At 65.5% G+C, this 12,983-nt stretch carries 10 protein-coding genes and 1 pseudogene; 5 read left to right on the top strand and 6 right to left on the bottom strand.

Translation table 11 applies throughout. The annotated features are described in order from the left end of the window. Positions 1–204 precede the first annotated feature (204 nt). The 3 genes from uvrA (at position 205) to AC3WLX_RS00580 (ending at position 4,337) form a co-directional block, all read left to right on the top strand. On the top strand, positions 205–3,180 hold the full coding sequence (uvrA, locus tag AC3WLX_RS00590; protein ID WP_492334318.1) for an excinuclease ABC subunit UvrA: 2,976 nt from the start codon (positions 205–207) through the stop codon (positions 3,178–3,180). 264 nt (positions 3,181–3,444) lie between these two features. Then, positions 3,445–3,678: a hypothetical protein gene (locus AC3WLX_RS00585; protein ID WP_492334317.1), complete on the top strand. Its 234-nt coding sequence runs from the start codon at positions 3,445–3,447 to the stop codon at positions 3,676–3,678. Then, positions 3,675–4,337, top strand: coding sequence for an HAD-IA family hydrolase (locus tag AC3WLX_RS00580; protein WP_492334316.1), 663 nt, complete (start codon positions 3,675–3,677; stop codon positions 4,335–4,337). The genes AC3WLX_RS00585 and AC3WLX_RS00580 overlap by 4 nt, the downstream gene beginning before the upstream one ends. Positions 4,338–4,389: 52 nt before the next feature. Here AC3WLX_RS00580 and AC3WLX_RS00575 read toward each other — a convergent pair whose 3' ends face one another. Beyond that, complete coding sequence (locus AC3WLX_RS00575; protein WP_492334315.1) at positions 4,390–5,034, bottom strand: TetR/AcrR family transcriptional regulator; 645 nt, start codon at positions 5,032–5,034, stop codon at positions 4,390–4,392. Between the two features lie 93 nt (positions 5,035–5,127). Between AC3WLX_RS00575 and AC3WLX_RS00570 the strand changes: the two genes are divergently transcribed. Together AC3WLX_RS00570 and AC3WLX_RS00565 are read left to right on the top strand one after the other, a co-directional pair. Next, positions 5,128–6,207 carry an alpha/beta hydrolase family protein gene (locus AC3WLX_RS00570; protein ID WP_492334314.1) on the top strand — a complete coding sequence of 360 codons (1,080 nt, stop codon included), beginning with the start codon at positions 5,128–5,130 and terminating at the stop codon, positions 6,205–6,207. Next, positions 6,204–7,052, top strand: a complete 849-nt coding sequence (locus AC3WLX_RS00565) for a DUF3313 domain-containing protein (RefSeq protein ID WP_492334313.1) — start codon at positions 6,204–6,206, stop codon at positions 7,050–7,052. The genes AC3WLX_RS00570 and AC3WLX_RS00565 overlap by 4 nt, the downstream gene beginning before the upstream one ends. 63 nt (positions 7,053–7,115) lie before the next feature. Here AC3WLX_RS00565 and AC3WLX_RS00560 read toward each other — a convergent pair whose 3' ends face one another. The 5 genes and pseudogenes from AC3WLX_RS00560 to AC3WLX_RS00540 form a co-directional block, all read right to left on the bottom strand. Continuing rightward, positions 7,116–8,060 (bottom strand): YVTN family beta-propeller repeat protein, encoded by a 945-nt coding sequence (locus AC3WLX_RS00560; protein WP_492334312.1) that lies wholly within the window; start codon positions 8,058–8,060, stop codon positions 7,116–7,118. Between the two features lie 2 nt (positions 8,061–8,062). After that, a complete protein-coding gene (locus AC3WLX_RS00555) occupies positions 8,063–8,626 on the bottom strand; it encodes an SRPBCC family protein (RefSeq protein ID WP_291626826.1) in 564 nt (187 codons plus the stop codon). A 947-nt stretch (positions 8,627–9,573) separates the two neighbouring features. Further along, positions 9,574–10,326: pseudogene (locus AC3WLX_RS00550) on the bottom strand (AAA family ATPase). 93 nt (positions 10,327–10,419) lie between these two features. Continuing rightward, positions 10,420–11,292, bottom strand: coding sequence for a PCC domain-containing protein (locus AC3WLX_RS00545; RefSeq protein WP_492334311.1), 873 nt, complete (start codon positions 11,290–11,292; stop codon positions 10,420–10,422). 9 nt (positions 11,293–11,301) lie between these two features. Beyond that, entirely contained in the window at positions 11,302–12,909 is a 1,608-nt protein-coding gene (locus tag AC3WLX_RS00540) for an acyl-CoA synthetase (protein ID WP_492334310.1), read from the bottom strand. Positions 12,910–12,983: the final 74 nt, after the last annotated feature.

Genomic DNA, 12,983 nt, shown 5'->3' with positions numbered 1-12,983 from the left:
CCGGGGCGGTTCCGAACGCTCCTGCTGCCAGATGCCGCCAGTGCGCCAACAATCCGTTGACGATTCGCAAGTCCCACTGGAAATCCGCCGCCGTTCTTCCTACGTTCGCTGCCATACCCATCGGTGCCGATCCCGGTTCCGGGCGAAGCGCGCCTTGACGTTGGCGCGATCGCGCACCTTTGGGCTTCCTTGAGGGCAACTCGGATGGATGAAGTGATCAAGGCGAAGCGCCAACAACAAAACGCGGCCTCCAGCCTGCGCGCAATTACGATCCGTGGTGCGCGCGAGCACAACCTCAAGAACATCGACGTCGAGATTCCCCGCGACAAGCTTGTGGTGTTCACCGGCCTCTCCGGCTCCGGCAAATCCTCGCTCGCCTTCGACACCATCTACGCCGAGGGCCAGCGCCGCTACGTCGAATCGCTGTCGGCCTATGCCCGCCAGTTCCTGGAGATGATGCAGAAGCCCGACGTCGACCAGATCGACGGCCTGTCGCCGGCGATCTCGATCGAGCAGAAGACGACCTCGAAGAACCCGCGCTCCACCGTCGGCACCGTCACCGAGATCTACGACTACATGCGCCTGCTCTGGGCCCGCGTCGGCGTGCCCTATTCGCCGGCCACGGGCCTGCCGATCGAGAGCCAGACCGTGTCGCAGATGGTTGACCGCGTGCTGGCGCTGCCCGAAGGCACCCGCCTCTATCTGCTCGCCCCGGTCGTGCGCGGCCGCAAGGGCGAGTACCGGAAGGAGCTCGCCGAATGGCTCAAGAAGGGCTTTCAGCGCGTCAAGATCGACGGCACCTTCCATGAGCTCAGCGAGGCGCCGACGCTCGACAAGAAATTCCCGCACGACATCGACGTCGTGGTGGACCGCATCGTGGTGCGCGCCGATATCGGCCAGCGCCTCGCCGAGAGCTTCGAGACCGCCCTGAAGCTCGCCGAAGGCCTTGCCGTCGTCGAGTTCGCCGACGCGCCTGGCGCGGCGCCGGTGGAGGAAAAGAAGAAGACCGCGAAAATTCACGACAAGAGCGGGCCCGAGCGCATCCTGTTCTCGGAGAAGTTCGCCTGCCCGGTGTCCGGCTTCACCATTCCCGAGATCGAGCCGCGGCTGTTCTCGTTCAACAATCCCTATGGGGCCTGCCCCGCCTGCGGTGGCCTCGGCGTCGAACAGCATGTCGACGAGGATCTCGTCATCCCCGAGAAGGACCTGACGCTGCGCAAGGGCGCGATCGCGCCCTGGGCCAAATCGTCGTCGCCCTATTACGTGCAGACGCTGACCGCGCTCGGCAAGCACTACAAGTTCACGCTCGACACCAAGTGGAAGGACCTGCCGAAGAAGACGAGAGACGCACTTCTCTATGGCTCCGGCGAGGACGAGATCAAGTTCTCTTACGAGGACGGTGTCCGCTCCTACGACACCAAGAAGCCGTTCGAGGGCGTCATCACCAACATCAACCGCCGCTATCGCGAGACCGAGAGCGAGTGGGCGCGCGAGGAGCTGGCGAAATACTTCCACGACGTGCCCTGCGAGGCGTGCCACGGCTTTCGCCTCAAGCCCGAGGCTCTCAGCGTCAAGGTCGGCGGCAAGCACATCGGCGAGATCTCGGAGCTCTCGGTCAAGAAGGCCGGCGAATGGTTCGAGACCGTGCCCGATGCGCTGAACAAGCAGCAGAACGAGATCGCCGGCCGTATCCTGAAGGAGATCCGCGAGCGCCTCACCTTCCTGCTCGACGTCGGCCTCAACTATCTCACGCTGTCCCGGTCCTCCGGCACGCTGTCCGGCGGCGAAAGCCAGCGCATCCGCCTGGCCTCGCAGATCGGCTCGGGGCTGACGGGCGTGCTCTACGTTCTGGACGAGCCATCGATCGGCCTGCACCAGCGCGACAACGCCCGCCTGCTGGATACGCTCAAGCGCTTGCGCGACCTCGGCAACACCGTGGTCGTGGTCGAGCATGACGAGGACGCCATCCGCCTCGCCGACTACGTCCTCGACATCGGCCCGGGCGCCGGCATGCATGGCGGCAACATCGTCGCCGAAGGCACCCCCGCCGAGATCATGCGCAACCCGAAATCGCTGACCGGCAAGTACCTCACCGGCGAGCTCGAGGTCGAGGTGCCGGAGCGGCGCCCGCCGAACCATCGCCGCACCATCAAGGTGGTGAACGCGCGCGGCAATAACCTCAAGAGCGTCACGGCGGAGATTCCGCTCGGCCTGTTCACCTGCGTCACCGGCGTCTCCGGCGGCGGCAAGTCGACGCTCTTGATCGACACGCTCTACCGCGCCATCGCCCGCAAGCTGAACAATGCCAGCGAGGGCGCGGCCCCGCACGACCGCATCGAGGGCCTCGAGCACATCGACAAGATCATCGACATCGACCAGTCGCCGATCGGCCGCACCCCGCGCTCGAATCCGGCGACCTACACCGGCGCCTTCACGCCGATCCGCGAATGGTTTGCTGGCCTGCCCGAATCCAAGGCGCGCGGCTACGAGCCGGGCCGCTTCTCCTTCAACGTCAAGGGCGGCCGCTGCGAAGCCTGCCAGGGCGACGGCGTCATCAAGATCGAGATGCACTTCCTGCCCGACGTTTACGTCACCTGCGACGTCTGCAAGGGCAAGCGCTACAACCGCGAAACGCTGGAGGTGCTGTTCAAGGGCAAGAGCATCGCCGACGTGCTCGACATGACCGTCGAGGAAGCCGCCGAGTTCTTCAAGGCGGTGCCGCGCGTGCGCGAGACGTTCCAGACCCTGCACCGCGTCGGCCTCGACTACATCCATGTCGGCCAGCAGGCAACGACGCTCTCGGGCGGCGAAGCCCAGCGCGTGAAGCTGGCCAAGGAATTGTCAAAACGCGCCACCGGCCGCACGCTCTACATCCTGGACGAGCCCACCACCGGTCTTCATTTCCACGACGTCAAGAAGCTCCTGGAGGTGCTGCACGAGCTGGTCGCGCAGGGCAACACCGTCGTCGTGATCGAGCACAATCTCGAAGTCATCAAGACCGCCGACTGGGTCATCGACTTAGGGCCCGAAGGCGGCGACGGCGGCGGCGAGATCGTGGCGTGGGGCCCGCCGGAGGACATCGCGAAGGCGCCGCGGAGCTATACGGGCAAGTTCCTGGCTCCGGTGCTGGAAAAGGCGCGAAAGCCGAAGCGGAGACGGACGAGCGAGGCGGCGGAGTAGGTAACAAAACGCGGTTGGTGTAACTGAACAATGTCGGGAGGCCTGCGCATCGAACAGACCGGGTCCAAGGACACCGGAACTTGCGATTGCTGTGGTCGCACTAGCCGATCGATTTGGGGACTCGTATCGTCCGGGACCGAAGGACTCGCTGCCTACTTCGTACACTGGACACTTGGCCACGTTTCGGACCGAGGTGCAAACATCGACCTCATTACAGGACGATGGGGAAGCGAAACGACGGCAGCAGATCGCTCTGCTGTAGCGTTGGCCTACCGTCTGCTTGATACCGGCCCGGCCATGATGGCTATTGATGCCAGCTCGCGCCCGTTCTCGCGTAGCTCGCTCGTCGGCAGAGTGCTTGACCGTAACGATGTGGTCGGTATCCCTATTGCCCAGCGGGCATTTGCAATTGCGGATGCGGTATTGTCGCAAGATGATCGCGTTGCCGAACTGCTGCTTCCTGAACGATCCGACATCGGCACACATGGGACGGAATGAAGAAGATCAGTCCGCCCTACGCCCTCGCCATCTTCGACCTCGACGGCACCCTCGCCGACAGCTTCCCGTGGTTCCTGCGCACCATCAACGACATCGCCGATCACTTCGATTTTCGCCGCGTCGCGCCTGAGGACATCGAAGAGTTGCGGCATGCCTCGACGCGCGAGATCCTCAGCCACCTCGAGGTGCCCTTGTGGAAGCTGCCGGCGATCGCGCGGCATGCGCGGCGGTTGAAAGCGGAGGCGGCCTCCGAGATATCGCTGTTTGCGGGCGTCGACGCAATGCTGCGGACGCTGACTGATAAAAGCGTGCAGCTCGCGCTGGTGACCTCCGACAGCGAAGCCAATGCCCGCGAGAAGCTGGGAGACGCCGCAGCGCTGTTCTCGCATTTCGACTGCGCGGCGTCGCTGTTCGGCAAGGCCGCGAAATTCCGCCGGGTCGTTCGCCGTGCCGGCGTTGCGCCGACCCAGGTGATTTCGATCGGCGACGAGGTCCGCGACATCGACGCGGCACGGGCCGTCGGGATCGCCTGCGGCGCGGTGTGCTGGGGCTATGCGGCGCCGGCGGCGCTGCGGGCGCTTCGGCCCGACCATGTGTTCGAGCACATCCGCGACATCGCGCCGGCGCTGATCGGCGTCACGGCTCCGATGCAGGCTTAAATCACCGTGCGGCCGTCGGGCTGGTCCATCGGCAGCGCGAGCCGGCCCTCGCTCACTCGCCGGATCGGCCGGCAGCCTTGCGCGAGGACGCCGCTCCGATTTCCCGGTCGAGGCAGGCAAACGCCTCCTTCACGTGGACGGACAGGGGCCGCTTGCCCTGGTCGCGATTCCAATTGTCGATCGCAAGACGCAGCGCTCCGACCGACATCATGGCGACAACGCGCAGCGCCGCCTGCCGTTGCGGCTGCGGCCACATCTGAGAGAGCGCCTCGAACACGGCTGCTTCCTTCTCGACGTACTTTGCCTGCTGCCGGATGCGAAGCGACTCGTTCGCGGACATCAGGCGCTCGATCACCTTGGTTTGCTTGTAATCGACCTGAAAGCGGGCTGTCAGTTCCTGCAAGGCATTCTTGACCGCATCGAGCGGCGACTGCCTGGTCGTTTGCTCGAGCAGGGCGGCACGCAAAGTCTCGTTGAAACCGCCGTCCTGCCACGCCAGGAGGATCTCTTCCTTGGACTTGAAGTAGTAGAAAAACGTCCGCCGCGAGATCCCCGCCGCCTCCGCGATCGCGTCGAGCGTGGTGGCGTCATAGCCCTTGGTCAGAAACAATTTCAGGCCCTGCTCGGCGATACGATGCAACGTTTCGCGACGCTTGCGCTCGCGCAGGCCTTCCTCCTTTCGGGGTAAACTTTTCATGACCCGTTCTGCCATGAAATCGACCAAGTTGCAAAATTACACTAAGTGCAATACGACGATTACACTCGGTGCGAGTTCACGCAAGGGGCCTTCATGGTTTACGGGTTGGGCGGCGACACAGGCGGACCGAAACCCCTGACCCGGCGGCACCTCGGTGCCGCGCTGCTGGCGGTCGCCGTCACGGCCACGCTCGCAGCGCCACCAGCCCGGGCGCAGTCCGCGCCCCCGCCTCCCGCGGTCATCGACTTCGATTGGATCGACGCGGCGCGTTCGCGCCCCGTTCCAGCGCGCCTGCACTGGCCGACGGACGTTGCGCCGGGATCGCGCGTGCCGCTCATCGTGTTCTCCCATGGGCTCGGCGGCTCTCGCCGGGGCTACAGCTATCTCGGGCGATATTGGTCGGCCCGCGGCATCGCCAGCTTGCATGTCCAGCATGCCGGCAGCGATTCCTCGCTCTGGGCGGGCAACCCCCTCGCCGTCGTGGACCGCCTGCAGCGCGCTGGTCACGAGAGCGAGGCGCTGGCGCGCGCCCAGGATCTGCGCTTCGCCCTGGATCGCATGCTGTCGAGTCCCCAAGGCGCCCAGATCGACCGCCGGCGGATCATGGCGGCGGGGCATTCCTATGGGGCGAACACGGCCCTTGTTGCCGTCGGCGCCCGCGTGATGCGCGACGGCAGGTGGGTCGAGGCCCGCGACCCGCGCTTTGGCGCCGCCATCGTCATCTCGGCCCCGCCGTTCTATGGCGAACCCGATCTGGCCGCGGTGTTGAGCAGGATCACCGTTCCAACCCTGCACGTGACGGCGACGAACGACGTCATCCAGATCCCCGGATACTACTCGCCCGCTGCCGACCGGCTAGCGGTCTTCAACGCCATTGCCACACAGCGCAAGCTGCTTGCCGTGTTCGAAGGCGGCTCGCACAGCATCTTCACCGATCGCTCCTTCACAGGTGGTCCGGCGCTCAACCCGAAAGTCAAGCTCGCGACGGCCGAGCTGACCCTAGCCTTTCTCGACCTGGTCTTCGATGGCAACGGCGCAACGCTGGCGCGCTGGAACGTGACCTGGCAGCCCATACTGGCCTCGGCGCCGGGCGCGGCACCTTCTCCCCTGCCCGTCGCACAGTCCCGGCGCGTGGCCCAGGGAGCGGCGACCGGTCTCGTTCCCTCGCCATGAGGTGGCTCGCAGTTGCGGTGTTGAGTTCGATGGCGGCCGGTTGCGCGGCGGCCCCTCTGGAACGCGCGGGATCGCTGGCCTCCTACGACAATCTCACGCCGTCCGATGGTCTCTTGACCAAGTCGCAGCTCCGGATCAGCAAGGCTGATGTTCTCGCCGCGAAGACTGCCCGCATCGAGCCGACGGCGTTCACGGCGACCGCGGCCAGCCAGCCGTTCTCGCCGCAGCAGCGCCGGCTGATCAAGAATGCGGTCAACAGGGCGATGTGCCTGGCGCTCAGCGAGCGCTTCCGGATCGTAGCCCCCACGGAAACCGCGGACTTGAATGTTCGCGCCGTCATCACGCAGATTGCGCCAACGGATGCGGCGGCAGCCGGCGTCTCCAAGGTCGCGAGCGTCGTGCCGTCCATCGTCGCTCCCGGCGTGCCCATTCCCGTGCCGCGTCTTCCGATCGGACTGGGAAGCCTGTCCGTCGAGGCCGAGGCCCGAGACCGCAGCGGCCTCCAACAGGCCGCCATGATCTGGGCGCGCGGAGCGAACTCCTTCACCAGCGCTCCGCGTGTCTCGACCGATGGGGATGCCTATGACCTGGCTGACGCTTTCGGAAGCGATTTCGGAAGGTTTCTCGTGACCGCGGAAAGTCCGTTCGGGAAGGTCCCCGCGCCGCCGTCCGTCGACAGATTGAGCGCCTCTCTCGGTGGTGCGCCCAAGGAAGCGATCTGCGAAACATTCGGCCGGTCGCCGGGATTGGCGGGACTGGCCGGAGAGAGAATCGGCTTGCCGCCGGACTGGACCGACCGAGGTGCGCCGGACAACACGATGTTGGAAACGCAGAACGTCGACTGAGCTCAGGCGGAACGGCCGTTTGCGTTCGGCCTTCCGCCAAGGATCCGCCCCTGATCCGGCAGACTACTCCGTCCTGCGCAGGAACGCCCCGAAAGCCCGTGGGCCGTCGCCGGTTCCGATCTCGCCAATGACCTTGAGCTCGGCCGCATCGATGATGCCAAGCGTGTTGCTCTCCCTGCAGGCGACGATGACGCGCTTGCCGTCTGCGGTCGCCGCGATGCCTTCGGGATAATCGCCGACTTTGATGCGCTTGACCGGCTTCAGGCTCGCAAGGTCGAACACGCTGACGGTGCCGGCATATTGGTCGGTGACGAAACCGCGCCCTTGCGTCAGCGCCACCGCATAGGGCCGCATGCCGACCGGCACGCGGCCGATCTCACGGCCGTCCGCAATGTCTATCACGGAGACGTCGTCGGACCCGACATTGGCGGTGTAGGCGCGCCTGCCGTCGGCATCGATGGTGACGCCGAACGGGCGCGTGCCGACCTTGATGATCGCCCTGCGCTGGCGCGTCGCCGTGTCGACCACCGAGACGCTGTCGTCGTCGCGGTCGGCCGAGAGCAGCAGCCGGCCATCCGGCGTCACTGCAAGACCCGATGGCGAAGCGCCCACCGCGATGCTCGCAGTGACGCTGCGCGAGGCCGCATCGATCACCCGCACCGCGGCGGCGTACCAATCGGCGACATAGACCGTCTTGCCGTCGGGCGCCACGGCAATGCCGAGCGGCCCGCCTCCGACCTCGACACGGCCGACGACCTGCCGGCTCGCGGCATCCACCACCGTCACCGCCTTGGCGTCGGGGCTCGTCACATAGGCAAAGCGGCCGTCGGGACTGACGGCGACGCCGGCCGGCTTGCCGCCGATCGGGATGGTCGCAACCCCGCGCGCGGCGGCGAGGTCCACGACCATCAGATCGTCGCTGAGCTGGTTGGTGACGAAGGCCTCTTCGGCGGCTGCACTGCCGACCGCGAGGCCGCCGACGAGCACCGCCAGAGCCAGCGCGCGCACGATCAGCTGCCGCTCTCGATCTTCTTCTTGAGCGCCTCGAGGCCGGCCTTGTACAGCCCGCTCACCGCAGCCTTCGCAGCCTCGTCGTTCAGCTCCGGCGGTGGATCGTTGTTGGGATAGCCGCGATAGAACGCGCCCGCCCATTCCAGTTTCGCCTTGCCGTCCGGCGCAGGCGACACCGTCAAGGTCGAGGAATAATTGGTCACCGGCAGCACCTTCACGTCGACCTTGGTGATGCGGTACGAATAGCTCTGCATGTCGGGCTCGTATTTGTAGAGCTCCTCCTCCACCGTCGCGCCGCCGGTGAGGGTCAGAATCCGCGTCGCGCCGATCTCGTTGCCCTTCTGGCCTTCCGTCTTGGTGACCGGCGGGAGCCAGCCCATGTCCTGGAAATTGGAGATCGCGGCCCAGACCTTGGCCGGCGGCGCGCTGATCTCGATGGATTCCCGCACCTTCTGCCGGGTCGGCCCGTGGGCCCAGACCGGCTCGACAACGGTCGCCAGAGCCATCCCCGCCAACGCCAGCGCCGCCACACCGGCGAACGCCGTTCCGCTTCTCATCCTCATCTCGTGTTTCCTCATCCTTGAATCTGCGCGGCTTGGGGCGCGCTGGAGATCATCGTAGCGCAATTTTGGACGGTGGGGAGACTTGTTCGTGGCGCGTATGTGGCGGGGACGTCGCCAGTCACCACACAATCCCTTGCGGCGCCCGATGAGCAAAACACCCAGACCGGGGTCAATGCATCGGCCGAAAAACAATTCGCTTTACTAGAATTCGGAATTATCGCATCTTTCGCGCACCCCAACCCGGGCCGAGGGGCGTATCGCGATCGTCACGAACGCGGGTTGGGAAATGTGGTGGACGCAGGCAGCGTCGCGCGCAGGTGAGCTTGCAGGGCGGGTCACTCCGTGAGCAGGCGCCGCGCGCACACGACGGGCGCAGCCTCGCGTACGGCGAAATCGTGTGGTCCTGGCGCCCGGGGTCTGTGCGCCAAGGCTTGCGGTGATGCATAAAGCCCAACCGGGCTCGCGCATCGGTCATCCGCAAGACGACGGGGGCAATAGTGCATCGCTCCCCGGGGAGAGCGCGACATAAGCCGTAAAACCACTGCGCAGGGAAGGCCGGATGTTGAGGCAGCCCTGTATGCCGCTGTGCAGCCTTTTTAAAGAACACGCTTTCGCACAGTGGACCGCGGGTGCCAGCCGGCACCCGGTCTTCCCTGCGCCCTCGGCATCTTTGGGGGCGGCAACGGATGCAAAGCTCGGGCGGAACGCGCCGCGAGGAAGCGAACCTGTGCCAGCCAATCCGACAAAAGGTCTCGTGCCCCGGACGCGGCGCAGCACGAAGTGATGTGCCGCAGAGCCGGGGCCCATGCATCCGCGACATTGCGGCTCGCTGGGTCCCGGCTCTGCGCCGCAACGCTCACGCGTTACGGCTTGTCCGGGACACGAGGGCTGAATGCGTTGGCACCCTCCACTGGGTCCTTGGAAGCGCCGAACAAGCATTCGTTCGACTACTCCCCGAGCGTCGCTTCGACGAACCCGCGCGGGTCATTGCAGAACTCGCGCATCACCCGGTAGTGATCCGTCTCCTCGACCGTCACGGGCTCGAGGCCATACTTCGTCAGCCGCAGCAACCGCGCGTTGGGATACGCCATCAGCATCGGCGAATGGGTTGCCATGATGACCTGGCAATTGCGCGACGAATCCATCCGGTGCAGCAGCTTCAGAAACTCCATCTGCCGTGCCGGCGACAGCGCCGATTCCGGTTCGTCGAAGATGAAGATGCCCTGCTTCTGACATCGCTCCTGGAAGAAGCGGAGGAAGCCCTCACCATGGGAGTACGACAGAAAATCGGGCGGCATGTCCGAAACCTCGTCGAGATATCTTGCGACGGAGAAGAAGGTCTCGGCGCGGAAGAACCAGCCATTCGTGATCTTCGGCACTCAGCCGGCGCGCAGCGCCGACGACAACTCGCCGCCCATGATCTCGCGTGCGTTGGAATGATCAACCGGACGATAGCCCTTGCCCCCACCCGCGTCGTCAAAACCGGCGAGCGCCGCAATACCCTCCAGGATGGTCGATTTCCCGGTGCCGTTCTCGCCGACGATAATGGTAATCGCGTCGTCGAAGCTCAGGTCGAATTCTTCGCGGAAAATCGGAAGACAATAGGGATATGCCTCCCAGTCCGGGACCAGCGCGCGATCGAGCCAGACGCGCCGAAGATAGGGAGCAGGCAGCCTGATGTCGCGCTGTCGCCCTCTCATACCACCACTCCCTCTCCCACCAGAGACCTCGCCTCCAAAGGAACATATCAGGAACGAACATCCCTAGGAAGCGATTTCCCGCGAATGACGCGGTCAGCCCGCATTCTCATCCAGCGCCTCCAGCACCAGCTCCATCGTCATCAGCACGGGATTGTCCCCGCGGACAAGGCGTCCCTCTGCGAGACCTCCGGTGTAGTCGATCAGCGCAACGTCGAGCGCGGCTTCATGGCCCCCGGAAGCTCCCGGCACGATCGTGCCGGCGACTATTGCCAGCTCGGTGGCGAACGGCTCGGTGATCCCGCCATCGGTGAAGCGCGCCCCGATCGTCGAACCGACCCCGCCGTGAATCTTCGCACGCGCAATGCCACGCGTGCGGCAGAACGCTTCGAGGCAAGCTGCAAAGTCCTGGTTCGGCCGCAGCCGCAGCGCGAAGGCACGGCTCGTGGTCCGCGCGCCGGTGCTCTCGGCCGACACAGGCCCGAACAGTTTGAAATTGGTCTCGGGATCCGGCTCGGCCATGAACATCGCGCCGTCGACGCCGAACGCCTCGACCTCGAACGGCTCGGCGACGATGGTCTCGTCCGGCATCATGTGGCCGCCGCTGGCCTTGCCATCCGCCTCCGTCCAAAGCCCGTGGCAGTGAAAGAACGGTGCGCCGTCGCGCATGCCGAGAGTCATGCTGCCGAGCCTCGTGCGAGTCACGCCGGCCGGCCGGAACGTGTCGCTGTAGAACGCGGCGTTGTCGCCGGTCTTCGACAGCGCCGGCATGACATAGGCGAACGGCCCGAGCGCACCCCGGCGAAAATTCAGGACGCCGCCGGCAAAGCCCTCCGCGGCAAAGCCGTGCCGCGCGGCCTCCAGCAACGGCACACCGGCCTGAAGCGTGAACGCGAAGGCACGTCCTCTCGCCTCCACGCATTGAATGCGTTCGGCCGCGGGCGGGCCCGGCTGCTTGATACTCCGCATCTGCCGTGCTCAGCCCGTCCTGGCCTTGTCGAGGTCGAGCAGCCCGCGCGCCTCGAGCTCGTCGCGCACCATACGCTTTGGCACCTTGCCGTAGCCGGATTTCGGCAGCGCATCCCAGAAGAAGAACCGCTTCGGCATCTTGTAGCGCGGCACCTTCGGCGACAGAAACGCCGCCATCTCCGCTTCGCTCACGGCCTTCGCGCCTTCCCGCGCAACGCAGACCGCAACGCCGACCTCGCCCCAGGTCGGATCGGGCACGCCGAGCACGGCGACCTCGCCGATCGCTGGGTGCGTCAGGATCTTCTCCTCGATCTCGCGCGGATAGATGTTGGAGCCGCCGGAGATGAACATGTCGGAGGCCCGTCCGGTGATGTAGACGAAGCCCTCCTCGTCCATGTGGCCGAGATCGCCGGTGCGGAACCAGCCATTGCGAAACGCCTTCGCATTGGCTTCGGGATTGTCGTGATAGCCGGCGAACACGGCTGGCCCGATCACGCAGATCTCGCCGCTCTGGTTGGCTTTGAGCTCGCGGCCCTCGTCATCCTGGATCGAGACCTGCATGCCGGTCCGTTCGAAGCCGCAAGTGCCGATCTTGGCGTGCGGACCGTCCTCGGGATCGTGGAGTGCGGCCGGCAGCACGGTGATGTTGCCGGTGACCTCGCCAAGGCCGAAATACTGCACGATGACCTTGCCGAGCTTCTTCAGCGCCGCCTTCTGGTCCTCGCGGTACATCGGCGCGCCCGCATAGATGACGTGGCGCAGCGACGAGTGATCGTATTTGTCGGCGGCGGGATGCTCGACCATCATCTTCAGGATGGTCGGCACCGTGAAGAGATTGCTGACGCGATGCGCCTCGATCAGGCGGAACGCCTCGTTGATGTCGAACTTCTCGGTCGGCAGCAGCACCGTGCATGCGCCGCGCGCGGTCTGCATCAATTGGTGCACGCCGGCGCCGTGCGACAGCGGCGCCACCACCAGCGAGGCATCCTGCTCCGTCACACCCGGCGTGAGATCGGCAAGGTGATTAGTGACGACAAATCCCATCTGGCCGTGGGTGAGCACGGCCGCCTTGGAACGGCCTGTCGTGCCGGAGGTGAAGAAGAACCAGCAGGGATCGTCGTGCTCGACGGCGACATTCTCCACGGCAGCGCCCGCCTGCGAGGCGATGGCCTCCGCCACCGAGCGTTCGGCGAACGCGGCCTTGCCGTCGATGCTCCAGGTGAATTCCAGCGCGCTGCCCTTCACGGAAGCAGCGTGCTCGGGAAAATCCACGTGGCACAGAAACGCCTTCGCCCCGGAGGCCTCTGCGAGATAGCCGACCTCATCCGGCATCAGGCGGAAATTGGTGGGCACCCAGACCGCGCCGAGGCGGAACGCGGCGAACATCGAGAAGAACATCTCGTCGCCATTCTTGGAATGGACGAGGATGCGGTCGCCCTTCGCAATGCCGCGTGCAGCGAGTGCAGCCGCCAGCGCCGAGACATGCGCATCGATCTCGCGCCAGGTCCAGGACTTGTCACCCCAGACGAAGCCGGGACGCGCGCCATGCCGCCGCGCATTCTGGGTCAGCATATAGGCGAGATTCATGACGCGGCGAGACATGCGCAGGGGCTGCATCGGGCTTCCTCTTCGGCGACGGGCGGCACGCGAGCCGTCCGTTCATTGCGGCCCATTTATCGCCAACGCCAGCG

It is taken from the genome of Bradyrhizobium sp. FW305-F6 (assembly GCF_058782905.1).
The sequence above is the reverse complement of the archived record's forward strand: the minus strand, read 5'-3'. Positions and strand labels throughout refer to the sequence as shown.